This is a genomic window from Vreelandella piezotolerans (genome assembly GCF_012427705.1).
GTDB lineage: Bacteria > Pseudomonadota > Gammaproteobacteria > Pseudomonadales > Halomonadaceae > Vreelandella > Vreelandella piezotolerans.
In genome coordinates this window covers 447,176-469,798 of sequence record NZ_CP048602.1, presented here as the reverse complement: position 1 = coordinate 469,798, position 22,623 = coordinate 447,176, and the positions used below count along the sequence as shown (strand labels likewise).

23 protein-coding genes and 1 pseudogene are annotated in these 22,623 nt (G+C 54.8%); 13 read left to right on the top strand and 11 right to left on the bottom strand.

Translation table 11 applies throughout. From position 1 onward, the window contains the following. Window positions 1-343: 343 nt before the first annotated feature. The 5 genes from GYM47_RS02230 to GYM47_RS02210 all read left to right on the top strand — a co-directional run bounded on the left by GYM47_RS02230 (window position 344) and on the right by GYM47_RS02210 (window position 4,208). Complete coding sequence (locus GYM47_RS02230; protein ID WP_153844193.1) at window positions 344-961, top strand: DUF2201 family putative metallopeptidase; 618 nt, start codon at window positions 344-346, stop codon at window positions 959-961. 40 nt (window positions 962-1,001) lie between these two features. Continuing rightward, the gene (locus GYM47_RS02225; RefSeq protein WP_153844192.1) at window positions 1,002-2,033 is read left to right on the top strand and encodes a helix-turn-helix transcriptional regulator; all 1,032 of its coding nucleotides are present in this window, start codon (window positions 1,002-1,004) and stop codon (window positions 2,031-2,033) included. A gap of 94 nt (window positions 2,034-2,127) precedes the next feature. After that, window positions 2,128-2,643 carry a gamma-glutamylcyclotransferase family protein gene (locus GYM47_RS02220; RefSeq protein WP_153844191.1) on the top strand — a complete coding sequence of 172 codons (516 nt, stop codon included), beginning with the start codon at window positions 2,128-2,130 and terminating at the stop codon, window positions 2,641-2,643. Then, window positions 2,643-3,146: an opioid growth factor receptor-related protein gene (locus tag GYM47_RS02215; RefSeq protein ID WP_153844190.1), complete on the top strand. Its 504-nt coding sequence runs from the start codon at window positions 2,643-2,645 to the stop codon at window positions 3,144-3,146. Before GYM47_RS02220 ends, GYM47_RS02215 begins: the two co-directional genes overlap by 1 nt. Window positions 3,147-3,551: 405 nt before the next feature. Next, window positions 3,552-4,208 (top strand): hypothetical protein, encoded by a 657-nt coding sequence (locus GYM47_RS02210; protein WP_153844189.1) that lies wholly within the window; start codon window positions 3,552-3,554, stop codon window positions 4,206-4,208. A gap of 466 nt (window positions 4,209-4,674) precedes the next feature. Here the strand turns inward: GYM47_RS02210 and GYM47_RS02205 are convergent, their stop codons facing one another. After that, complete coding sequence (locus GYM47_RS02205; protein ID WP_153844188.1) at window positions 4,675-5,889, bottom strand: DUF4236 domain-containing protein; 1,215 nt, start codon at window positions 5,887-5,889, stop codon at window positions 4,675-4,677. A gap of 28 nt (window positions 5,890-5,917) precedes the next feature. Beyond that, a complete protein-coding gene (locus GYM47_RS18320; protein WP_231125681.1) occupies window positions 5,918-6,208 on the bottom strand; it encodes a hypothetical protein in 291 nt (96 codons plus the stop codon). A 540-nt stretch (window positions 6,209-6,748) separates the two neighbouring features. On the opposite strand from GYM47_RS18320, the gene GYM47_RS02195 reads away from it, so the two are divergent. Together GYM47_RS02195 and GYM47_RS02190 are read left to right on the top strand one after the other, a co-directional pair. Then, window positions 6,749-7,039 (top strand): lysozyme inhibitor LprI family protein, encoded by a 291-nt coding sequence (locus GYM47_RS02195; protein ID WP_168444424.1) that lies wholly within the window; start codon window positions 6,749-6,751, stop codon window positions 7,037-7,039. A 125-nt stretch (window positions 7,040-7,164) separates the two neighbouring features. Continuing rightward, window positions 7,165-9,498: a TOTE conflict system archaeo-eukaryotic primase domain-containing protein gene (locus GYM47_RS02190; RefSeq protein ID WP_153844186.1), complete on the top strand. Its 2,334-nt coding sequence runs from the start codon at window positions 7,165-7,167 to the stop codon at window positions 9,496-9,498. 259 nt (window positions 9,499-9,757) lie between these two features. Here GYM47_RS02190 and GYM47_RS02185 read toward each other — a convergent pair whose 3' ends face one another. The 4 genes from GYM47_RS02185 to GYM47_RS02170 all read right to left on the bottom strand — a co-directional run bounded on the left by GYM47_RS02185 (window position 9,758) and on the right by GYM47_RS02170 (window position 13,289). After that, a complete protein-coding gene (locus GYM47_RS02185; protein ID WP_044629646.1) occupies window positions 9,758-10,051 on the bottom strand; it encodes a helix-turn-helix domain-containing protein in 294 nt (97 codons plus the stop codon). A gap of 26 nt (window positions 10,052-10,077) precedes the next feature. Next, window positions 10,078-10,401 (bottom strand): type II toxin-antitoxin system RelE/ParE family toxin, encoded by a 324-nt coding sequence (locus GYM47_RS02180; protein ID WP_044629647.1) that lies wholly within the window; start codon window positions 10,399-10,401, stop codon window positions 10,078-10,080. Between the two features lie 195 nt (window positions 10,402-10,596). Continuing rightward, window positions 10,597-11,762, bottom strand: a protein-coding gene (locus GYM47_RS02175) for an IS3 family transposase (RefSeq protein WP_101146503.1) whose coding sequence is annotated in 2 segments (ribosomal slippage) — window positions 10,597-11,501 and window positions 11,501-11,762 — 1,167 coding nt in all. Because the reading frame shifts where the segments join, the coding sequence is not laid out codon by codon here. 270 nt (window positions 11,763-12,032) lie between these two features. Further along, window positions 12,033-13,289 carry an ISL3 family transposase gene (locus GYM47_RS02170; protein ID WP_168444423.1) on the bottom strand — a complete coding sequence of 419 codons (1,257 nt, stop codon included), beginning with the start codon at window positions 13,287-13,289 and terminating at the stop codon, window positions 12,033-12,035. A 150-nt stretch (window positions 13,290-13,439) separates the two neighbouring features. Between GYM47_RS02170 and GYM47_RS02165 the strand changes: the two are divergent. Next, window positions 13,440-13,999: pseudogene (locus GYM47_RS02165) on the top strand (manganese efflux pump MntP). A gap of 94 nt (window positions 14,000-14,093) precedes the next feature. On the opposite strand, the gene GYM47_RS02160 reads toward GYM47_RS02165, so the two are convergent. The 3 genes from GYM47_RS02160 to GYM47_RS02150 are packed head-to-tail and all read right to left on the bottom strand — an operon-like array spanning window position 14,094 to window position 15,980. Then, the gene (locus GYM47_RS02160; RefSeq protein WP_153844065.1) at window positions 14,094-14,792 is read right to left on the bottom strand and encodes a hypothetical protein; all 699 of its coding nucleotides are present in this window, start codon (window positions 14,790-14,792) and stop codon (window positions 14,094-14,096) included. Between the two features lie 15 nt (window positions 14,793-14,807). Continuing rightward, entirely contained in the window at window positions 14,808-15,542 is a 735-nt protein-coding gene (locus GYM47_RS02155; protein WP_153844064.1) for a HupE/UreJ family protein, read from the bottom strand. 60 nt (window positions 15,543-15,602) lie between these two features. Next, complete coding sequence (locus GYM47_RS02150) at window positions 15,603-15,980, bottom strand: hypothetical protein (RefSeq protein WP_153844063.1); 378 nt, start codon at window positions 15,978-15,980, stop codon at window positions 15,603-15,605. An 87-nt stretch (window positions 15,981-16,067) separates the two neighbouring features. Here GYM47_RS02150 and GYM47_RS02145 point away from each other — a divergent pair, with 87 nt between their 5' ends. Further along, window positions 16,068-16,343, top strand: coding sequence for a metal-sensing transcriptional repressor (locus GYM47_RS02145; RefSeq protein ID WP_153844062.1), 276 nt, complete (start codon window positions 16,068-16,070; stop codon window positions 16,341-16,343). A 53-nt stretch (window positions 16,344-16,396) separates the two neighbouring features. Beyond that, complete coding sequence (locus GYM47_RS02140) at window positions 16,397-17,620, top strand: MFS transporter (RefSeq protein ID WP_153844061.1); 1,224 nt, start codon at window positions 16,397-16,399, stop codon at window positions 17,618-17,620. 37 nt (window positions 17,621-17,657) lie between these two features. Here GYM47_RS02140 and GYM47_RS02135 read toward each other — a convergent pair whose 3' ends face one another. Then, a complete protein-coding gene (locus GYM47_RS02135; RefSeq protein ID WP_153844060.1) occupies window positions 17,658-18,116 on the bottom strand; it encodes a MerR family transcriptional regulator in 459 nt (152 codons plus the stop codon). An 87-nt stretch (window positions 18,117-18,203) separates the two neighbouring features. On the opposite strand from GYM47_RS02135, the gene GYM47_RS02130 reads away from it, so the two are divergent. Next, window positions 18,204-20,381, top strand: a complete 2,178-nt coding sequence (locus GYM47_RS02130) for a heavy metal translocating P-type ATPase (RefSeq protein WP_153844059.1) — start codon at window positions 18,204-18,206, stop codon at window positions 20,379-20,381. On the opposite strand, the gene GYM47_RS02125 is transcribed toward GYM47_RS02130, so the two are convergent. Further along, entirely contained in the window at window positions 20,376-20,720 is a 345-nt protein-coding gene (locus GYM47_RS02125; RefSeq protein WP_153844058.1) for a phosphatase PAP2 family protein, read from the bottom strand. The genes GYM47_RS02130 and GYM47_RS02125 overlap by 6 nt on opposite strands. 506 nt (window positions 20,721-21,226) lie before the next feature. Here GYM47_RS02125 and GYM47_RS02120 point away from each other — a divergent pair. Together GYM47_RS02120 and GYM47_RS02115 are read left to right on the top strand one after the other, a co-directional pair. After that, window positions 21,227-22,135, top strand: coding sequence for an MBL fold metallo-hydrolase (locus GYM47_RS02120; RefSeq protein WP_153844057.1), 909 nt, complete (start codon window positions 21,227-21,229; stop codon window positions 22,133-22,135). 33 nt (window positions 22,136-22,168) lie between these two features. After that, on the top strand, window positions 22,169-22,597 hold the full coding sequence (locus GYM47_RS02115; protein ID WP_153844056.1) for a protein tyrosine phosphatase family protein: 429 nt from the start codon (window positions 22,169-22,171) through the stop codon (window positions 22,595-22,597). Window positions 22,598-22,623: the final 26 nt, after the last annotated feature.

Genomic DNA, 22,623 nt, shown 5'->3' with positions numbered 1-22,623 from the left:
GACAAGAAATGCGATGCCCCACCTCGGCTGCCTAAGTTATTTCTTTATCAATGCAAGCATCCTTAATGTCATCGTTTGTGATGTGGTCGTCACATGTTAATGAGGAAAGCAATGGGCATATATTGGCCGCCACTGCCAGCGCTTTGTTGACTGGCAAGAGTACTTAGCCGACAGCATAAAACACCGCGTAATTAATCCGCTAAGGCAATAAACGAATAGCATAGTGGAAGGCTTCATCGGCCCATACCCTCGACAACGAACCAGAACAAACGCTAAAGCGACACATAATGTCGTAGCTTCGTCATAGCCTTATCCTTTCTTATCAGGGACGGTGGACGCTACGATGACCATGAACGAATGTGTAACGACTCAAGACACTACCCAACAGGAAATCGCCAAGTGGCTAGATGATCGTGAGCAGTGGAAATATGAAATGCCCGTCATGGGCTTTTTAAGCCAGTTTCTCACCCTTACCCCCGTCACTGACTCACGTTTTCATAGTGCCAGCACGGATGGCAAACAGCTTTATATCTGCCCTGATTACAGTGCCACACTATCTGATACGTCCCGTCAGTTCTTACAAGCACATCTCGTTTGGCACTGCGTGGCAGGTCATCTGACCGCACCGCTGGTTGCCGACTATCGTCGTTGGCATCTCGCTTGTGACCATGAGGTGAATGCGTTGCTCCTGGCGCTTGACGTTCCTTTCCCCGCTGATGCCCTGCTCTTTCCAGTCTGCGTGGGACGCAGCGCGATGAGTGTGTATCGCTGGTTAGAAGGACACCCCAATATTGCGGTAGAAGCGTCTTTAGACATACACCCCGCCGCTTTATGGCATGAGTTGCCCAATACTCATATAGACCACAGTACCGTTGCTATGTGGCGGCAGCGTGCACACCTTATAGCCAAAGAACCCGGCGCTTTACCAGCACGGGTCGCTAAGTTTTGTGAGGCGCGTTAAACTCAACGCTTTCATGAGTTCAGCCAAGGTTGGCGTCACTATGTCCGAACCCCGCGATACGCTTTTCCGTTACTTGACCATGCTACAGCTGATTCCTCGCTTTCCAGGGCGTATCGCGACGCCCGTATTGAAAGAGAAGCTTGCAGAGCGCGGGTTTAATATCGATACACGTTCTCTGCAGCGGGATTTAAGCCAAAAGCTCTCCACACAGTTTCCGATTGGCTGTGACGATAGCCAGAAACCTTACCGCTGGTATTTTGATCGTGAGTTTCAGTGTCAGCTACCCGCGCTGGATGTGCCCAGCGCGTTGACGCTGGTCTTAGCCGAGGAGTATTTGAAGGGGTTGTTGCCTCCAGTGGTGGTCGGCCAGCTCTCGCCCCACTTTACTGACGCACGGAAACTGCTGGACGACATGAGCGCTAATGGGCTTAGCCAGTGGGCACGTAAGGTACGCGCCATTCCTAACGGCAAAGCGCTGATCCCCGCTGAGATTAACGAGGCAACCTGGCAGACCATCTCGCAGGCACTCCTTGAGCAGAAAGCCGTTGACGTTATTTATCTATCACGCACCAGTCACTCTGAAAAGGCGTTTATCCTCCACCCTCAAGGCATTGTGAGCCGCCACAGTGCCACCTATCTGTTAGCTCATGTGGATGGGTTTAAGGATCTGCGCCAGTTCGCCCTTCACCGCGTGAAGCAGGCAACACTCAGTCAACAGCCCTGGCAAGAACAGCGCGATTTTGACATTGATGAGTACATCAAAGGCGGTGCGTTTGGGTATCGGCAGGGTCCGAGCGATGTGGTACTAGAGGCTGACATCACTAGGCCAGTGGCGTGGCTGCTACAGGAAACGCCGCTATCAGACCCACAATCGATAGAGGCGTTGCCGGATACTGACGGTTGGTATCGGCTGACCGCCCACGTACCGGATGACCAGCAGACGCTGTGGTGGTTGATGGGCATGGGACCCAATATCAAGGTCACCGCGCCTCAAGCGTGGCGAGAGACGATCAAAACGAACGCAGAACAGATGCTGGCGCACTACGCCACAGAGTCCCCATCGTCTTCATAAACAGCCGTTAGCCTCGTGGTCTGTAAACACCCTTTGTTTTCCGCATGCGGAAAAATGCGACGACGTTATCATTGCCACACCAAGGAGGGTTCCCATGCTCTATTTTGCCTACGGTTCCAATATGGCGACCCAGCGCTTAGCGGCTCGCGTTCCAGCACGCTTTGTGACGACAGCGCTGCTGCCCGCTTACCGCCTAGCGTTTCACCAGCGCGGCGGGGACGGCTCAGGCAAATGCGATATTGTGCCTGCCTCAGCGCAGTCCGCTGTCTATGGGGTCATTTGGGAAATGGCGTCTCATCACAAGCCGACGCTCGATCGCTATGAGGGACTGGGCGCGGCGTATAACGAGACGTGGCTTACCGTTACGGATCTCGCCAGAGACCGGCAGTTTGAGGTGCAGGCGTATATCGGCAACCTCACCGCACTCGGTCTGCGCCCCTATACTTGGTATAAGCACCATGTCTTGACGGGTGCCCGTGAGCATGGCCTGCCCGCCTATTACCTTCGTGCACTGGAGGGCATTGAGGCGTATCAGGATGAAAACGCTGAACGACATGCCCGAGAGATGGCGTTATATGCCCCGATGGAACCCCTGATGAGTGCTACTTAATGGATAATGATCAGCGCTTGATTGAGTTTTACTGCAGTGAAGGCCGCGATCATAAAGGCCGGTGCCTGGAGGATATTTGGGTGCTGTCGCCTTTTTGGCTAGAGCACACCCATGACTATATTCAGTGGCTGTTCCCTATCCCGGAGGCCGGCCGTTTTAATGCCTTTGCTCCCTTGCTGACGCCAACGGTACAGGCTGCGTTTGAGAGAAGTGACGTTATGCGCCAGCATCAGCAGCGCTCGCTTGAGGTGATGCTCGATTTTTTTGGCCTCGCTCGGGAGGGGAGCGATATCGTCGCTCAACCAACGCTGGCAATACAAACCCATATTTGGCTAAAAGCGGGAGGCCATAACCATTTACGCATCACGCGGATGATTCGGTCGTTAGCCTTGTGCCACCAGCTCGACCTAGCCCGCACCTTTCAGCAAGCCGTCATCAAGATCGGCACCCAGCAGGGAGTAGTCTCTGAGCCGTCGATTCAGTATTGGCGAGAGGCCTTTTAGACCAGCTTAAACGGTTCAATGTCGCGAAAGATGTCGACTTCGGTCATCTCGCGGCGGAGTGTCAACGCTTATACCGCCGCCACTTAAAAAATGCCTGGCTACAGCGAAACGTCAAAATGACTCACATCACTATCGGATTTTAAATTCACGCCAAAACTAAAATAAAGCTGCCCAGCAACACACAATAAATTCAACTTTTGTATAAGTACAGCTGAACCGACTAGCACTGATCAGAACTCGTAAAAGGCACGAAAGAAACTCTCATATTCATTATCATCTTGCGCCAAAAAATCAATATAATAAAATAGAACGAGCCAGTGCGCAGTCAATCCATAGCTTTGAAAAAAGCATAAATTCCCTTGAGTTTTGACCAACCACAATTACTCATTAAATTTCAGGCCTCTTATGTCGATATGTATTGTCTCTCTTTCAGATCAATCTTTTTTCACTATAGTGACTGCTGCTCTAGAAGCATATAAAGTTGATCATGCTAAGCATGACTCGGGTGATTCAGAAAAATACCTTGAAACATTTGGCAACCTATGGGGCTACCGTAGTGAAGACACTGCAGGAAAAAAGGTCTTTCGAGTCGTAATGGCTGATGTTTCAACAGCGGCGGAGAGATCCCAGGATTTTGTCATCGACAAAGAAGAAAGCTACGATGCTAAAAGTAGCTTTATAGAAACATATTATCCAGAGCTAAGTTTTATTGGGGACTATCACAGCCATCCCTATACCATTCAAGGGGATGGTGTCAAAACTGAGCTAGATCTTGAAAGAAACGAACTCTATCAATTTTCTAGTGGTGACTTTAAGTCTGTAAAATATCAACAAGAGATAGGACGTAAGTACAACGTTGGCCTAGTTGCCACAGTCTATGAACGTGACCGAAGCATCAAGCGATCAAGAAAGCACATTGATGAAAAGAGCTGCATCCGATTTCAATATCAAAATATGACCATCTGGATAAAAGCCTATGTCTGGACTGGTCATAATTACCGCCGTAAATCTGACAAAATGGTTTGTTTGATTTGTCCTAATCTTGGTTTCAATGCTGGTTAACTAGGCGCAAAGTATTTTCCTGCGGTAGATTCATAAAAAAATTGCATTACTTTGAGCTGAATGTCTAGACGCTGTCGCTCTTTTAGCTGGAACAAGCGCACGGCTATATTCAGTGGCTGTTCCCTAGGCCGCTTTAACGCCTTTACGCCCCAGTTAGTGCCAATGGCTCAAGCCGCTACGACATTATAGGTCAGCATCAACAGCGCTCGCTTGAGGCGATACTTGATTTTTGTGGCCTCACTTGGGTTGAGAACGGCATCGTCGCTCAACCCACCCTGGCCATACCAACGCACATTTGGCTGAAAGCCGGTGGCCATAACCATTTACGTATCACGCGGATGATTCGGTCGTTAGCCTTGTGCCACCAGCCCGACCTAGCGCGCACTTTTCAGCAAGCGGTCATCGAGATCGGCACCCAGCAGGGAGTAGTCTCTGAAACGTCGATTCGGTATTGGCGAGAGGCGTTTTAAACCAGCTTAAACGGTTCAATATCACGAAAGATGCCGGTTTTGGTCATCTCGCGGCGGAGTGTAAACGCTTCTACCGCCGCCACCGGGTCGACCTGCGCCAGCTGATCAAAGTGGATACGGTTCCACTGTGCTCGGGTGACCTTGATGCTATAGAGATACTGATCGCGAGTGCCACCAGTGGCAGGATCGATCACTTGCCGATACCCAGAAACCCGTGCTTCTTGAACCCGTGGCAAACGCACAAACACGGCGCCAAGCACACGAAAGGCAATGCCGTGGACATGGTCACGGTACAGTTTCCGCTGTCGTGTGGCACTCAGGGACTTGGGGGTGAGCTTGAGCGCTTTGGCGGGCATCGTCCATTCTCGATCCGGCATGTCATCGTCAGAGGGCAGGTCAATATCCAGCGCCATCGTGGTGTCATCGCTTCCCAAATCAAAATCGATCACGGTCTCGCGAGGCCAGTCGATCTCTTCTAGGCGTTCTTGAAGCGTGAGTGTCATGTCATCACGTTGTCTTAGCACGCCCTGCTCTTCTCGCTGTTGTCGGGCAAACTCGGCGGCATCAAAATCGGCTTTGCGGTGCTCCCAGGTACGATAGTCATCATTAAACCGCTTCTGGCGACGTGTGTTATCGACCTCATGTTGACGGCGTGCCGGTGGCCATAGCACTTTCCACCATGGAAGAGGCACCGGCGTGGGCGGAGTGGGTGCCGGCTCAGCAAAATGGCGTGGGGTGTAGCCACGGCAGTGAGGAGATGGGGTATCGTGGTGCAGCTGACCTAAGCGCACGATGTCCGCGTTTAATTCATCGCAGAGTGTCTTGAGCTGTGCACGAATAGCATCACGTGCATGACGGCGCAGCCAACGTACGTCCTGGTCGCTGAGTGGAGTGCCATCTTCAAATAGGTAGCGCACGTTGCCGTCTTTCTTAACCGACAGCTGAAGCCCCAGCGACTCCCCTTGCCCAATGCGCGTTTCTAGGGCTGAGGGAGCACTTGCTTGACCCTTTGAAGAAGCTCGACGAGATGATGACAGCTGGGTGCGATAGGCCAGTCCTGTTCCAGGAAGTCCGGCATGCGCATGGATACCTCGTGGCCCCATGCTGACACTGGCACCGCGCGGGCCGACAGAAAGGCCCACACCACGCTTGCTGATATTCAGGCGCACGCCGGGCGCAAGCGAAATACGACGTTGAAAACGAAAAGCCATCGACACTCCTTGAAGCGGGAACCTTACGTCATTGGTTCACGCGCCGTTGATCGCGCTTACCCACGACACAGTACCAGCGCGCCTCTTCCTCTTGCCGCCGCTTAATCGCCGCCTGCATGGCTTCTTCTGAGGTCGCATAGCGGGTGCGTGACGTACCGTAACTGAACTGCGCGCTGCGTTTTTTGCGTGAACCGTCGGGCATCAACTCATACCAAGCCGCTACCCAGAGTGTTGTTCCCGTGGGGCGCTCGTAGTGGTAAACGCCTGTTATCGGGCCAGCAGGCCGTTCACGATGACGCGCGACGGAGCGTGCCTCCACTCGCAACAGCTCCTTCCAGCGGCGTTCGCCCCAAATCTCTCTGCCGCGCTGGTCTCGATACGCAAGGCATCGCTCGAAAGTATCGTATTCATTGGCTAAGCGCGGGATCGACTTAGTTTCAGGTCTCCCCGAAGGGCGTGGCACGCGCACCATAGGGTTACTGTGGCTTTTGGGCCACGACACGTATTTGGTGCTTTCCCATAGCTGGGGTAAGGACAGCGCGTTTCTCATTTTTAAATCAATAGCTTTTTAGTGAGCAGGGACTTATAAAAAGTAACAGCTTCACGACTCGGTAACCTCTGCTTTTCTGTGCGGTATGCGCTCGCGCCCATACTTCAGAATAATTGGCTATCTTGATAATAGAAGCAATGGATTTAAACCGATCGCCACTTTCTTGTCGGCAAGCATCAGTACAACAATTGAACAGAGAGCAATAGCGCCATGAAACGCCTCAATATCAAACGTCTCCTACTCGTCGCTACCCTTCTGACTAGCGCTTGCGCTTACGGTAACGAATATTCAAAATCCTATGAGGCATGTATGCAGCAAGCGGTTAGCACTCTCGATATAGTCACCTGCATATCAAACGAATATGAACGCCAGGACCAGCGGCTCAATGACAACTACCAGCAGCTTCGTGGCCACCTCAGCGATGAACGTCGCGACCAGCTGCTTAGCGTCCAACGGATATGGATTACATACAAGGAAGCCAATTGCGGTTTCTATGCGGCCCCAGAAGGAGGAACAATGGCGCGTATCAACGCCAATTCATGTTTGCTCAGCGAAACCACTAGGCGAGCGGATGAATTAGAAAATCTAATGCAGCCGTGAACACCAGAAAAATGGGCATGATGATGCTCACTTTGTTAAAGCCCTGACGGTAAATTAGCGTTCATAAGCCTCTACTGAAACACGCAATCATCAAATAAAGTAACTGCACTAAGCACGAGGTAGGTATCCGAGCAGATCAAGAGCTTGCTGCTATTGAGTTAAGGCTATTAGAGCTTGAGAGGGAAAAGGCTGATCTTCTTTCCCGGAAGCGCGAGCTGCAGCATGTTGCGCACCGGCTCACTGCACCGCCGCTAACCCCCGATCAAAAAGTCGAGCTGTTCGGGAAGCTTTTTCGTGGTAGGCAGGACGTCTATGCGATTCGCTGGCAGAACTCCAATGGCCGTTCCGGCTATGCCGTCGCTTGTGAGAATGAATGGGTCCCAGGGCTCTGTCAGAAACCCCAGGTCAAGTGCGGGGAATGTCCCCACCGACAATTCAAACCCCTAAACGTCAGCGCAGTGTACGACCATCTTTCTGGCAAGCAGGTGGCTGGCCTTTACCCTTTACTGCCGGATAGCTCCTGCTATTTGCTGGCAGTCGATTTTGATAAAGAGAATTGGAAAGCTGACGTTCTTGCGCTTGCTCAAGCCTGTCGTGATGAAGATATTCCTTATCTTGTTGAGATCTCTCGGTCAGGAGCGGGTGCCCATCTGTGGATATTCTTTTCGGAAGCCGTTCCGGCCTGGTCAGCGAGGACGTTGGGATTTAAGTTGCTGGATAAAGCCATGAATCTCCATCCGGGCTTGTCCTTCAGTTCTTATGACCGGTTGTTCCCGAATCAGGACACGATACCTGCTGGTGGGTTTGGCAATTTGATTGCCCTGCCACTTCAACACCAGGCGCGACATCGCGGATGTACAGTGTTCGTTGACGATAACTTGACACCTTATCCGGATCAATGGGCCCTACTCAGTCGGCAAAAATCTCTCTCACCGGATCAGCTCGGAGAAAAGATCGGCAGAAAACCTGATGCCGATGCTACCGCAGACGTTGCATTGCCCTGGGAGCAAGCGCTACCCGTTGAGACAGGGAAAATAACCGGATGCCCTGACACCGTCACGCTCATACTGGCTAATCGTATTTATATGAAGTTGTCAGATATACCAGGGACACTGGCTGCTCGCATTAAGCGCATGGCGAGCTTTGCCAATCCCGTCTTTTTCAAAACACAGGCACTTCGTTTCTCAACGCATGGTATCCCTCGCTACATCTCCTGTGCCCGAATCGAGCAAGGTTATCTCTCGGTACCAAGAGGCTGTTTTGACGAACTTCAAGCATTGCTGCTGGGCCAAGGAATTACGGTAAACCTCGATGATCGCAGACTACCCGGCCAAGTTGTAAATGGCATCAGTCTGAAAGCAACGCTGCGTGATGAGCAGAATAGGGCTGTGGAGGCACTTGCCGAGCATGATACCGGGGTGCTGCATGCGCCGACCGCGTTCGGCAAAACCATAACGGCCATTGGCCTTATCGCCAAGCGACAGGTCAACACATTGATCCTCACTCATAGTCGCCAGTTACTAGGACAATGGCAGGAGCGCCTAGAAACCTTTATTGAGGGTGCCTCTGTGGGTGTCATCGGTGGTGGGAAAAAGAAACCTTCCGGCCAGATCGACGTTGCCACCTACCAGAGCCTGATCAATAAAAAAGACAATACGGTCTCCGACCTGGCTAAAGAGTATGGCCAGATCATTATCGATGAATGTCACCATATCTCAGCTCCGCGCTACGAGATGCTTCTTAACGAAGTCAGCGCCCGCTATGTCGTCGGGCTAACCGCAACGCCTGACCGCCAGGATGGGCACCAAAAGATCATGTTGATGATTGCGGGGCCCGTTCGTCACAAAGTTAGGGCGGAACACAGCTCCCAGTTTGTTCAGCACGTCATCATTCGGGAGCGTCATGAAATTCCACCTGCCCATATCTGTCAGTCTCATGAACGCCCCCACATAGCCTCAGTTTACCGTTGGCTTGCACAGAACAACGCCCGCAATAAAGACATTGTTCAGGATGTAGCAAGCTGCGTGAACAACCAGGCAAACTGCCTTCTCCTGACGGAACGACGAGAGCACGCTGAGGCACTAGCAGCACTGTTGGCCGCTGAGTCGATATCGTCGGTTGTGTTACGTGGAGGGATGCGCGTCAAAGAGCGTCAGGCAGCGGAAGTCCAGTTACATAAAGCTCAGGTTATTGTTGCAACTGGCAAATACATCGGTGAAGGTTTTGACTTGCCTCGGTTAGACACGCTGTTTTTAGCACTGCCCATCGCCTGGAAGGGAACGCTGTCACAGTACGCGGGTAGGATTCATAGAGCGGTTGAAGGCAAGCAGGAAGTCACTATCTATGACTACCTTGATACTGGACTGCCAATGCTTGAACGCATGTATCGAAAACGCGAGAAAGGCTACAAAGCCATGGGGTATCAGTTTACCGCTTCAGGTCAAAACAAGCTGCTTTAGAAGACGTTGAGGCCACAGTTAGGCCCAAGACAACGACTCAAGCGATGCTTTGGTGACATTATGTTTGAGACCAGCTTTCAAGGTTTTATGACAGCACACCTTTATTTTTCACCAAGTGTTAGCGAGTGACTACTTGAATATTTCATCAGGGTTGCTGGTTTAGTGACGTTCTTGATTGAGAGGCTCGCCATAAAAATACGCCACAAGGTAGATCATTTTGCGATCTACTGATGGCTAATGGCCCGCTGATCTCGTTCTCTTAGGCAGCAACCTCTTGCTCGTCTTCAATCTCTAGTTCGAGATGGAAGTGAGCCGGCCCTGTCAGGTTGACCAACGCATCAAGGCTGAACTTGTTAATGCGACCGTTCAGCAGATCATTGAGGCGCGGCTGAGTAATTCCTAATCGGCTGGCTGCTTCTTTCTGAGTAATGTCCCACTCTCTCACACGGCCAGCAATTTTGGCCATGAGCTCGGAACGGAGCCTCATATTTAACGCTTCTTCAGGCGTATCCTCAATGGCATCCCACACGCTGTCGTAATACTCAATGGTCATTATCTCACCTCACTTAGTAGCTGGACTCAGGGCAACTCTTTGTATCGTTGTTTGCCCAAATTGATGTCTTTCTGGGACGTTTTTTGGGTTTTCTTCTGGAAGCAGTGGAGAATAAATACCACGTCACCTCGACTGGCCACGTAAAAAACCCGAAAGGCACCGTTATGGTCTCGAACACGGATTTCCATTACACCAGAGCCAACGCTTGGCATCGGACGAAAATCGTCTGGCTGACCTCCAGACTGAATTTTGTCTATCTGAAACCCCGCTTCTCTCTTCGCATCCAGTGGGAAGTCACGCAGCCTATCCTTGGAATCTCCGACGAAAGCAACAGGTTTCTTGCGCGCCACGCTGACTCCTCAATTACCACAAATATTATATCAATATAGATATAATAGACTTATCAATTAAATTGCTCAAGCTTTATGTCGAACATCACGAAGTGCCTAAACTCCATCAGATTCCGTTCATCCATGCATCACATCTATCGTCAAATTGGTCTTATCCAGCAACAGTGATCTTACCCAGCAACAGTGGACACTGGTTTAAGCGATCATTCGGGCTTCAAAGGCCTCTGGGCTGATCATCCCAATAGCACTGTGCCGCCGTTGCTTGTTGTAGTCCAGCTCGACGTACTCAAACACCTGGCGCCTCATATCGTTTCGCGTTGTAAATTGCTCCCCATGGATCGCTTCAACCTTGAGGCTGTGGAAGAAGCTTTCGGCACAGGCATTATCATAGCAGTTGCCTTTGGCGCTCATGCTGCACGTAAGCTCATGCCGGGTAAGCAGCGATTGGTAACGCGTGGAACAGTACTGACTACCTCGATCCGAATGGACTATCACGCCTTTGGGCATTTTGCGTCTCCATAGCGCCATCTGTAGCGCGTCACAGACAAGATCGGCCGTCATACGCTCACTCATTGCCCAACCGACCACTTTACGAGAGTAAAGATCAATGAGCACTGCCAGGTAAAGCCAGCCTTCGCCCGTCGCCAAGTAGGTAATGTCACCCACCCACTTTTGATTAGGAGCTGAGGCCGTGAAGTTTTGTTCTAGTAGATTCGGTGCGACTGGCAGCGAATGCCGTGAGTTCGTGGTGGCCTTGAACTTACGAGCTGCTTTAGCGCGCAGGCCCTGACGCTGTAAGCTGGCAGCCACCGTCTTACGGTTGATCGGCATCCCATCATCTCGCAGGTCTAGCGTTAGTCTCGGGGCGCCTGAGCGGCCCTTGCGTTGGTGATAAGCCTTGGCCACATGCTGATCGATAATGGCTTGCTGGCTGCGTTTTGGGGACGATGCGCCTTCGCGTTGCCGCCAAGCGTAGTAGCCACTCCGAGCGACCCCGACAACATGGCACATACGCTGAATACTGAACGCCTGACGATGACGGTGGATAAAGGCGTACTTCACTTCAGGCTTTTCGCACAGTACACCGCGGCCTTTTTTGTGATGGCCAGCTCTTCATTTGCCTCGGCTAGTTGGCGCTTCAAGCGGGCGTTTTCTTCTGCCAACGACCGCTCTCGCTCGGATGTGTCTTGCTGCAGCTGTGCTTTAGATCGCCACTGATAGAGCTGACTCGCGTGTATTCCCAGCTCACGCGCCGCTGCTGCAACGCCAATGCGATCCGCAAGCGCTAAGGCTTCTTGCCGGTAGGCATCTGAGTAACGGGTATATGATTTTTTCTTCATTGATGTTGTCGATCTTGCCATGGTTCACCTCATCGTAACGTATGACGTTCTTGAGGTGTCCACCGTTACTGGGCAGGATCATCTCCAAATGAGGGCGAAACCAGCTGACCTGATCTGCGTCATTGCGCTGATAAACCGCTTCCCAATGGTGTTGCGTGGTCATGGCGGGGCCCTCTCCTGCTTATGACTTTTTTCAGGTTCTTATCAGATTAATGCTTTTAAGCTTTAATTCAGCTTCATGGAATATAAAAGACGCCAAATTCTACTGATATTATTAGGTTCTTCGTCACTTCATGTGGATTTGGCCTGATCGAATAGGCGGCCCGCCGGGCTGCCAATCAGGTAGATCATGGCGATGAAGTTAGCCTCGTTCCGATAGCCACGTGCGCGTGACCGAGCCGCCTGAAACAGGCCGTTCATCCCTTCCAGTCTTGCGTTCGTCAGCCCCGAGTGCCAGCGCCTGACCACTGCTTCCGCGTGCCGCTCAAGTGTCGCCAAGGCCTTTCCCATCGGCTTCAGTAGTGGCTTTTCAGAAACCGCCGCTTGCATGACCTTGAGGTAGTTCGTGATGCGCCACTGAGCCGCTCTGTGAGTTGGGGCCTTCTGGATCCAGCGTAGCTTTTCCTTGATTATCCAGGCATCGGCCGTGGCGCTCTGATCAGCTACCAACTCCTGGAGCGCCGCCAACTGTTGAGGTCTCAGATTCTCGTTGTCCAGATTTTTCAGCAGTGCCCAGCGCAGCGATTTAGGGTGTTCCTGCTCGCGGCGCTCTTTCTTGCGTACCTCGTCCAGCCGCTTGGTAAAGGTCTGCACGATATGGAACCAGTCGACCGTTACCTCGGCCTTGGGAAGATGCTCGGTGATGCCGCTAAGGAAGGCGGGCGACATGTCGCAGACTACCTCGACCACATTGTCCGTATCGCCGCCATGGGCTGTCAGGAAGGCACTAAATGCTTGGATGGCATCCTTGCCGCAGCCTGGAACAGCGAAGATCACCGGTTCCTGCTTGCGCTGCATGTCGAGGAACACTGTGACGTAGTGATGGCCGCGCCGGGACGCGGTTTCGTCCACGCCGACCGTCGCCACCTCGGACAGATCCAGTTCCCCCAGCATTCGGCCCACGTAGTGATGCACGATGCGCCATAGTCGTTTGTCGGAAATCTCCAACTGGCGGGAGACGGCCAGCACCGGCATCTCCTTGACCAGTGACATGGCCGCTTGCTCAAACAGCAGGGTGAAGTCGCTGCCCGGCCGCGCCCAGGGCACCTCTATGCGTTTGACGCCATGCTCAGGACACTTCGTGCGAGGCACGCGAGCATGCAGGTAACAGTGGTGCTGAAAGAAGTTCAGATGTCGCCAGGTTTTGTCGGCAAAATCGTGAGCTTGGCAGGCCTTACCGCACTCCGGACAGGGATAGAGACTGCCTCGCTCCGCCTCGACATAGAGATCCAGGCGGTGGGGCGACACGGAGGTATCCAGGTGCTGGTTCTTGAGGATCCAGGGCGCTTCTAGGCCCAGGCCGAGCGCCAGAATTTGGGTGCCGTCCATGTCATACCTACTGCCGTTGTGGAGACTATATTCTGGCCTAGCTCAGGGTAAGAATTCCACACTCAGCGTCGAAGAGCCAAAAAACTCAAGTATAGCGGCGCGAGGCGCTACTGGGCTAACGCGCTTGGGTTCCGCAAGAGACTTCATCCCATGACATTTACCACCATGCTGATTTTGGCTTTTTCTATGTCGGCTGATGCCTTTGCTGCCTCCATTAGTAAAGGCGCGGATCTAAACAAACCCTCGTTTCGTCACGCCATCAGTATCGGGCTGATTTTTGGTACGATAGAGACCATCACACCGCTGCTGGGCTGGATAGCCGGGGTGGCATCGCAACGCTTGGTCGAAGCCTGGGACCACTGGGTTGCGTTTACCATCTTGCTGGTGATCGGCCTGCATATGGTGTATTCAGGCCTGAGCAAAGACGCAAAAGCTGCCCAAAAACAGCAAACGCTATGGTTATGGTGTTAACGGCTGTCGCCACAAGTATTGATGCGATGGCTGTAGGCGCGAGCCTTGCCTTTCTTGATGCCAACATTATTGCTACCAGCCTAGCTATTGGGCTAGCCACTACACTCATGGCCTCCATTGGTACCTTATTAGGTCACCAGTTGGGTAAATACATCAGCCACTGGGCAGAGCTGATCGGTGGGATGATGCTGATCGGTATTGGCTTGGGCGTGTTGGCCGAGCACACCGCTTTTTTGTGAGCATGACTCTAAAACTAGCGCAATTTTTGAGAAATCTTTGCCAACACTCCAACTGCTTTATGACCCAGTTGGAGTGTTGTAATACATAACGCTTTTAGGGCATTAGCTTAAGCTCACCGTAATCTCCCCCGGTGCGCAGTGTCACCGTTACCTCCGCGTCGTTGCGGTTGCGGAAAAACCAACCATGGTTGCCGGTGAACTGCGCTTCCAGCTCGCCATCATCTTCGGGCACCCCGCGCCCTTGCTCGTAGCTCACCGAATTGCCACCGCCGTCGCCGTGGGTATCAAAATTGATCGGCCCGCCTTCAGAGACCCAATCAAACGTCGCCACCGCGCCTTCGTCCATGGTCAGCTTGTACTCAACGCCCTCGCCCGGTGCCAGCGTGAAACGCTCTTCATCGCGCCAAGTTTCGGACGACGCCTGGTTATCAGGCTGGCTTTCGGCCTGGCTTTGCTCCGCCGCCTCGGCGTCCACCTCACGCTCGGTCGCGGGCTCGGCGCTTTCGCGCACAATCGTTATATCAGGCACGGCCGAAGGCTCCGGCGCTTGCGTGTCAGCCGCTGCGGTATTGGCGCGGTCTTCGGCGGCCTCATCGGCCAGTTGGGTTTTAATCTCGCCCATTTGGGTAAGGCCGAGCACGCGGCCCGCGCCGGTGGGGTCAATGGCGTACTCGGCTGGCAACACCACGGTGACCAACAAAACGCTGGCGATGATGGCGGCCAGCAGCGTAGAGCGCAGCAGTTTTGCCGTGGATGGCAGCTCCGCTCGGGTAGGAAGATCCGTGTTATACATAAAACACTCCGTCACTTAAGAAACAAACAGACCGGTAAGCTGATAGCCGACCAACATAAAACCCGCACACATCATCGCCACGTTGGCCGTGTAGGCATGGCGCAAAAACCCGCCGGTGCGCCGCCAAAAGCCCATCACGATAAGGATGGCACCCAACGCCAGCAGTTGGCCGATCTCCACGCCCAGGTTGAACGCCAGCAAGTTGGCCAACAAACCGTTTGAGGAAATCTCGTATTCGATGATTTTGGTCGACAGCCCAAAGCCATGAAACAAGCCAAATATCAGCGTCGCGGCTTTGGTATTGGGCTGAACGCCAAACCAGCGCTGAAAAGCACCGAGGTTATCCAGGGCTTTGTAGACGACAGAAAGGCCGATAATCGCATCAATCACATAGCTGTTGATGCCGATATCGAAGTACACCCCCAGCAGCATGGTCGTGGAGTGGCCAATGGCAAACAGGCTGACGTAGATGGCAATGTGCTGCATCCGGTAGAGAAAGAAAATCACCCCTAGCAGAAACAGAATATGGTCGTAGCCCGTGACCATGTGCTTGGCGCCCAGGTAGATAAACGACATCAAATGCACGCCGTAAATCTCCTGGATATAGCCTTTATCGCCTTCAGCGACGGCATGAGCCCAGGCATCGCCACTGGCGGTCAGTAACAACACCATAAGCGAAAGCAATAGCAGGTAGCTTCGGCGCAGCGTAAAGCCCACGCCAAGCCGCCCACCTTGTTGAGATGGCAACATAAAACCTCCAAACGTGTTAATGGGTCTAGGCTGCCAGCAGGCAGCCTTGGTGGTACCGCACTAAGCCGGACGTGGAGGTCGCTCAAGGCGAAAGACGCGGCGTAACGGCACACCATCCGGGTAGCCGACGCGCAGGGAGTCGATGAGGATCGGTTCGTGTAGCAGTTCCGTTGCCAGCCGATCCGCCGATTCATGAAAGTGGCTGCCACTTTCATGGTGGGGCGAGCTGAATTCACCAGCTCGCTCCTCAACATTGTAAGAGGGGGTGATATGGCCGCCTGAGTCGCTGTGTTCATGCACATGCGCAGCCACGGCGGAGCCTTGCGTGCCATGGGCCAGCGTTTCGCCAATGCCAGACGCGAGCAGTCCCTGCATCACTATCAGCAGTAATATCGCGTATCCCAGGCGTTGACGTAACGTGCCGTGCGCAAGCATCAAGAGTGGCTCATCAATGGTAGTAAAAGCTGGCTGAATAGCCTAACATCCCCTCCAGGGGGATGGGAACATAAAAAAAGGGGACACAGCATGACATCGCATACGCACCAGACACACCCAGAGATTATCAAGCGGCTTAACCGGGCACGCGGCCACCTGCAAAGCGTGACCAACATGATAGAAGACGAGCGGCCCTGCCTAGAGATCGCCCAGCAGCTCCACGCCGTAGAAAAAGCCATTCAGCAAGCCAAAAAAACCTTGGTCCAGGACCATATCGACCACTGCATGGAGGCGGCCATCGGCCCGTTGACGGCGTTACAGCGCGAATACGTCAAAGACTTTAAAGCGATTGCACGCTATCTCTAGTTTGGGTAGCTCCCTCATAGGGTCGCTTCGCCTGTTTTGCTTATGGAGGCCTCATGTTTCAAGTGCTTGGTCATCGGGTTTACCGACATCTCTTCATGGCCCAGGTTATCGCTCTTATCGGCACAGGGCTGACCACGGTGGCTCTCGCCCTGCTGGCGCACGAACTTGCCGCTGGCCAAGCTGGGGTTGTACTGGGAACGGCGCTGGCGATCAAAATGGTGGCCTATGTCATCATTGCGCCCTTGGTGGGTGCTTATGCGGCGCGGCTGCCGCGCCGCGCTCTGCTGATCAGCCTGGACCTGATACGCGGCACCGTAGTGTGCGCACTTCCCTTTGTTAGCCGCATAGAGCACATCTACCTGCTGATTTTTTTACTCAATGCCTGTTCTGCTGGCTTCACGCCGGTGTTCCAAGCCACCATTCCAGATATCTTGAAAAAAGAAGCCGACTACACCCAGGCGCTATCGCTGTCTCGTTTGGCATACGATTTAGAGAATCTGCTAAGCCCCGTAGTTGCCGCCGCGTTACTCACATTGCTCAGTTTTAATGTGCTGTTTGTGCTTAATGCACTGGCGTTTGTTGGCTCAGCGGCACTGGTGGCCTCGGTGGCATTGCCCGCCGCTTGTCTTAAGGCGGATGCTCCCACAGTCTGGAAGCGTATCACTTATGGCCTACGCGTTTACCTTCAAACGCCACGTTTGAGAGGGCTTTTAGCATTAAGTCTGGCGGTTTCTGCTGCTGGTGCCATGCAAATCGTTAACACTGTGGTATACGTGCGCTCGTCGCTTGGGCTGGGTGAACGCGACGTTGCCATTGCCTTCGCGGCGGCAGGCGCAGGCTCCATGTTGGTGGCACTGCTGCTACCCAAAATCCTGGGGCGTGTGACCATACGCGCCACAATGTTGGTAGGGGGCGGGTTACTCACGCTGGGGCTTTACTTAGGCTTACTGACCCCGGCCTACCTGGAGCTACTTGGCCTGTGGGCGATGCTCGGCGCTGGCGCGGCGCTGATCCTGACCCCCTCAGGGCATTTGCTGAAACAGTCATGCCTGGCCGAGGAGCGTCCGGCGTTATTTGCTGCTCAGTTCTCGTTATCGCATGCCTGCTGGCTTGTAACCTACCCGCTCGCGGGCTGGCTGGGCGCCACTATCGGTGTCGCCTATACCTTTGCTGTTTTGGGTAGCGTAGCGTTATTAGCATGCGTGGCCGCCGTGATTACTTGGCCATCTCATGACCCTGAAAGGACACAGCCTGCCGCGTCGTCTTTGCGGCCTTAAAACAGCGTTGCGCGCCTCTATCTCAGGTCGAGAACCCCTACCCCAGGTCGTGCGCGCCTTGGTGCGCCTGATCACTGATGCATAGCTGATGGTCGCCTAGCACCTCAATGATCCGGCAGCTTTGCACTTTACCCCCAGCGCACTGGCTGACCATGCGCTTGAGTTCGTCGCGCAGCGCAGACAGCCGCTGCAGCCGTGATTCCACTTCCTCTAAATGATGCTTGGCCAGCGTATCGACTTCATCGCACGGCATATCGGGCCGGTCGGACATCGCCAGCAGCTCGCGTACGGCCTCCACGGAAAAGCCAAAGTCGCGCGCATGGCGAATAAACGTCAGCCGCCTGACCGCTGCCGCGCCGTAGCGGCGCTGGCCGCCTTCCGTTCGCGCTGCCTCACGCAGCAGGCCGATACGTTCGTAATAGCGCACGGTTTCGGGTTTGCAGCTGGCTCTACGCGCCAGCTCGCCGATGCTGACGGTCGATTGCATCTCTGACATCTTCAGGTATCTCCCCCAATGACTTGAACCTATAGTGGCTACAGGGTTTACGCTTGTTAAAAGTAACCCATTGGCAGGAGATGCACCATGGATACCTCGACACACCAAGCGCCCCCAACGGCTCTTACCCTGCGGGTGGAGGGCATGGACTGTGGTGGCTGCGAGCGCAAGGTGGAATCCGCGCTAGGCCGCTTGCCGGGGGTTGGCGAGGTAACCGCAAGCTCAGTGACCGGCACCGTCAATCTCCAGCTTGGCCCCGGCAACACGGCTTCCCGCGACACCATCGCCAAGTCACTCAATGACTTGGGCTACCAGCTTGCCGATGAGACCCAGCCTGACGCCTCGCCCTCCGCGTGGTGGCAGACCACCAAAGGCCGGCTGGTGATGGTGTCAGGGGGGTTATTGGTCGCCGCCTTTGGCCTTCGGCTGGTATGGCCCGCACTGGGCAACTGGCCATTTGTCGCCGCAACCCTGTTTGGCCTGGTACCAATTTTGCAGGCTGCCTGGGGTGCGCTCAAGGTACGTAACCCTTTCACCATCGAAATGCTGATGAGCATCGCAGCACTTGGGGCCTTGGCGATTGACGCCGCCGCCGAAGCGGCGTTGGTGGTGTTCTTGTTTGCGGTGGGCGAATTGCTCGAAGGGGTTGCCGCGTCCAGGGCGCGGCGCAGCATTTCGGCGCTTGCCAAGCTGACCCCGTCTTCCGCCCGGCTGATGGAGGGCAACGAGCTGCACGAGGTATCCGCCGCTACGCTACAACCGGGGCAGCGCGTGCTGGTGCGGCCCGGCGACCGGGTGCCCTGCGATGGCCGTATCCTCGCAGGCGAGTCCGATATTGACGAGTCGCCGGTGAACGGCGAATCCGTGCCCCGCCTGCGCGCCCTCGGCGACGACGTGTTCGCTGGCACGGTCAACCTGGATGCCGCGCTGGAAGTCGAGGTAACGCGTAGCGCCGAGAACAATACCATCGCACGGGTTATTCGCTTGGTGGAAGAGGCCCAGGCGGCCAAAGCACCGGTGGCACGCTTTATCGATCAGTTTGCGCGCTACTACATGCCCGCGGTGATAGGGGTCGCCCTGTTGGTAGCCATCGTACCGCCGTTGACTTCCACCATGGCGTGGTCGGAGTCGGTTTACCGGGCGCTGGCCCTGCTGTTGGTCGCCTGCCCCTGCGCGCTGGTGATTTCGACCCCGGCCGCCATTGCCGCCGGGCTTTCTTCTGGCGCTCGCCAAGGGCTTTTGATCAAGGGCGGCGCAGTGCTTGAGCAGCTTGGCAAGCTGCGGATGGTGGCGCTGGACAAAACCGGCACCCTCACCGCCGGTAGCCCCCAGGTGACCGACGTAGAAGACTGGCGCCATGAAGGGCAACACCACGAGATCTTAAGGCTCGCCGCCGCCCTGGAACGCGACGCCAGCCACCCCATTGCCATGGCCATTATGGCGCACGCCAAGCAGCAGGGTGTGACGATTGCCGCGGCTAGCCAAAGCCGGGCGCTCGCCGGGCGCGGCGTTACCGGGGTGGTAGAAGGGCGCGCGTTAAGCCTGATCACCCCGCGTCATCTGGCCGAGCAGTTCCCCCTGGACGACGCGCTAGCGGCGCGCATCGCCACGCTTGAAGACGCTGGCAAAAGCCTGGCCATACTGACCGAGGACAACCGCCCGTTGGGGCTGATTGCCGTCCGTGACGAACCCCGCGAAGACGCGCTTGAGGGGCTTGCCGCCTTATCGCGCCTGAAAGTGGAAGCTGTGATGCTCAGCGGCGACAACGCCCGCACGGTGTCGGCGATTGGCGCGGGGCTGGGCATTGAGGCACACGGCGAGCTGATGCCCGAAGACAAGGCAAACTATGTACGCGATTGGCAGGCCCAAGGGCGCGGCCCCGTGGGCAAAGTGGGTGACGGCATCAACGACGCCCCGGCGCTAGCAGCGGCGGACGTCGGCATCGCCATGGGCAGCGGCACCGATGTCGCGCTGGAAACAGCAGACGCAGCGCTGCTCAAAAATCGCGTGACCGGCATTGCTGAGCTGATTGATCTTTCCAGGGCGACCATGCGCAACGTCAAAACCAACGTCGCGCTGGCGCTGGGCTTTAAAGCCATCTTTCTGGTCACCACGGCGCTGGGCATCACCGGTATGTGGATCGCCGTGATGGCCGACACTGGTGCCACCGTGCTGGTCACGCTAAACGCCATGCGCCTGCTTGGCTATCGCTTTTCACCGGGTGCTTCGTCACCGCGTGAACGGGTAAGCGGAGCCACATCATAACCACACGGACGATACGGTTGTTGGCGGGCCACCCATCAGCGTCGCGGCACCGGTGGCGTGGCCGCTCGGGAAACCGAAAACCTGGGCACCCTCGTAAAGCGCAAGCGGGCGCGGTATCGACATTGCGACCTTGAGCAGCGTGGCGATGCCGGAGGCAATGGCGATGCTCACCACAAACCCAAGGGCCAGATGCCACCGCCTAAGCAGCAGCCAAGAGGCTACCTCGACAGTAGATGCGATAATGATTTTGGCGTCACCAAAACCGGTGGGAAAGGGGGACGACTTGATAACTCGGTTCGGTACGAAGTTAGCTAAGCGCCAAACTGATCGACCAATCAACTGTAGCCAGCCCGCCCCGCTCGGCCACCTCTTGGGCCAGAGTCACCAGAGCAGGGGCGACGAAGGTCAGCTACATACCGACCAGGATAATAGGTCGTAGATCGTACGAGGGCTCGATAAGCGATAATGCCAGAGTGCTAGCTCAGCCCGCACCGCTTTTATGCAACCGCCTAATGAGCCGCAAACGCCGCCCCGAACCTATTCAGCATCAAGCGAATCAGCAACACGATAGCAAGTACAGCTGCGAAGATGATGCCGACAAGCACCAGCAGCCGCATACTCGCGTGCCCCACCAGGCCGAGCCCGAGGTTAGCCACTTCACCTGGAAGGATGTCAGCGAGAGCCCCGACGATTGCGGAAGTATAGCCGCCACCTGTTTCCAAGGTGGCGGCATTTTTTTGGTCGACTGTTGCTTATATTCCAAAATCAGCTATCTTTATAACAATTATTATTTTAAAAATTCGTATAGCGCTAGCGATCGAAAACACGTTTGGAGGAGATTACGCATGCAGACCTTTGCCCTTTCCCGCAGTAGTGGAGAAGGCACGCCCGACGTCGCCGGTTTTTTTGATCCACGGACGTTTAGCGTGCAGTACGTGGTCAGCGACCCCGCTACCAAGCAGTGTGCGATTATCGACCCAGTGCTGGATTTCGACGAGAAATCCGGCGCGACGGCAACGTTCAACGCTGACGCCCTGCTGGAATACGTCGCCAAGCAAGCCCTGACGGTTGAGTGGATTCTTGACACCCACCCTCATGCGGATCATTTCTCCGCCGCGCAGTACCTAAAAGAGCAAACCGGTGCACCAACGGCTATTGGCCAATACGTCACTCAAGTACAGGCGTTGTGGAAAGAGATTTACCACTGGCCAGAAATGCCCACCGACGGCCGTCAATGGGACACCCTGTTTACGGAAGGCGATACCTTCCATATTGGTGAGCTAAAAGTCGGCGTGCTGCATTCACCCGGCCATACGCTGGCCTCAATCACCTATCTCATCGGCGATACGGCGTTTGTTCACGACACTCTGTTCCAACCGGATTTCGGCACCGCGCGGGCGGATTTCCCGGGGGGCAGTGCCAAAGCGCTGTGGGACTCTATCCAGCAAATCCTCGCTCTACCCGACAATACACGGCTATTCACCGGCCACGACTATATGCCGAATGGCCGCGAGCCGAACTGGCAAAGCAGCGTTGCCGAGCAACGTGCCAACAACCCTCACCTGGCGGGCAAAAACGAGCAGGACTACATCGCGCTGCGCCACCAGCGAGATAGCGAACTGCCCATGCCCAAGCTGATTTTGCATGCACTGCAAGTCAACACGCGTGGCGGACGCCTGCCAGAACCCGAGGCCAATGGTAAACGCTATCTGAAAATTCCTCTGGACGCCTTAGAAGGCGCTGCCTGGGATTGAGTTCAGCTACCCCACACGAGATGAGGTGCAACCTTGCAAACTCAGCCGTTAGAACAAGGCGTTGAGATAACCTCAGCGCTAACACTCGATGAATTGGACGAGGTAAAAGCGCGCGGTTTTAACGCGGTGATATGTAACCGCGTGGCGGGAGAAAGTTATGACTTCCCCGACGAGGCGAGCTACCGCCATAAGGCCAAGCAGCTTGGCCTTGCCTGGGTACATATCCCCGTCAAGCCGGGCGAATACAGTCAGGAAGATATTCAGGCATTCGCCGACTCGTTAGCACAGCTTCCCCGTCCTATTCTGGCTTTCTGCCGCACAGGCAAGCGTGCCACTCACTTATGGGCCTATGCTCGACGGCAATCGGACCAGTGTGAGTTGGCAACCTTGTTGACAGCTGCAAAGGAGGCTGGCTTTGATCTTGAGGATCATCGCCAGGCCCTGGAGGGACAGACCCCATAAACGGTTGCTAAGCAGGACCGAAGGAA

What these genes read in the sequence shown, in the direction of transcription:
- GYM47_RS02230 (WP_153844193.1), top strand. Translation starts at nt 344, where the DNA reads ATGACCATGAACGAATGTGTAACGACTCAAGACACTACCCAACAGGAA.
- GYM47_RS02225 (WP_153844192.1), top strand. Translation starts at nt 1,002, where the DNA reads ATGTCCGAACCCCGCGATACGCTTTTCCGTTACTTGACCATGCTACAG.
- GYM47_RS02220 (WP_153844191.1), top strand. Translation starts at nt 2,128, where the DNA reads ATGCTCTATTTTGCCTACGGTTCCAATATGGCGACCCAGCGCTTAGCG.
- GYM47_RS02215 (WP_153844190.1), top strand. Translation starts at nt 2,643, where the DNA reads ATGGATAATGATCAGCGCTTGATTGAGTTTTACTGCAGTGAAGGCCGC.
- GYM47_RS02210 (WP_153844189.1), top strand. Translation starts at nt 3,552, where the DNA reads ATGTCGATATGTATTGTCTCTCTTTCAGATCAATCTTTTTTCACTATA.
- GYM47_RS02205 (WP_153844188.1), bottom strand. Translation starts at nt 5,889, where the DNA reads ATGGCTTTTCGTTTTCAACGTCGTATTTCGCTTGCGCCCGGCGTGCGC.
- GYM47_RS02195 (WP_168444424.1), top strand. Translation starts at nt 6,749, where the DNA reads ATGCAGCAAGCGGTTAGCACTCTCGATATAGTCACCTGCATATCAAAC.
- GYM47_RS02185 (WP_044629646.1), bottom strand. Translation starts at nt 10,051, where the DNA reads ATGACCATTGAGTATTACGACAGCGTGTGGGATGCCATTGAGGATACG.
- GYM47_RS02170 (WP_168444423.1), bottom strand. Translation starts at nt 13,289, where the DNA reads ATGGACGGCACCCAAATTCTGGCGCTCGGCCTGGGCCTAGAAGCGCCC.
- GYM47_RS02160 (WP_153844065.1), bottom strand. Translation starts at nt 14,792, where the DNA reads ATGTATAACACGGATCTTCCTACCCGAGCGGAGCTGCCATCCACGGCA.
- GYM47_RS02155 (WP_153844064.1), bottom strand. Translation starts at nt 15,542, where the DNA reads ATGTTGCCATCTCAACAAGGTGGGCGGCTTGGCGTGGGCTTTACGCTG.
- GYM47_RS02145 (WP_153844062.1), top strand. Translation starts at nt 16,068, where the DNA reads ATGACATCGCATACGCACCAGACACACCCAGAGATTATCAAGCGGCTT.
- GYM47_RS02140 (WP_153844061.1), top strand. Translation starts at nt 16,397, where the DNA reads ATGTTTCAAGTGCTTGGTCATCGGGTTTACCGACATCTCTTCATGGCC.
- GYM47_RS02135 (WP_153844060.1), bottom strand. Translation starts at nt 18,116, where the DNA reads ATGTCAGAGATGCAATCGACCGTCAGCATCGGCGAGCTGGCGCGTAGA.
- GYM47_RS02130 (WP_153844059.1), top strand. Translation starts at nt 18,204, where the DNA reads ATGGATACCTCGACACACCAAGCGCCCCCAACGGCTCTTACCCTGCGG.
- GYM47_RS02120 (WP_153844057.1), top strand. Translation starts at nt 21,227, where the DNA reads ATGCAGACCTTTGCCCTTTCCCGCAGTAGTGGAGAAGGCACGCCCGAC.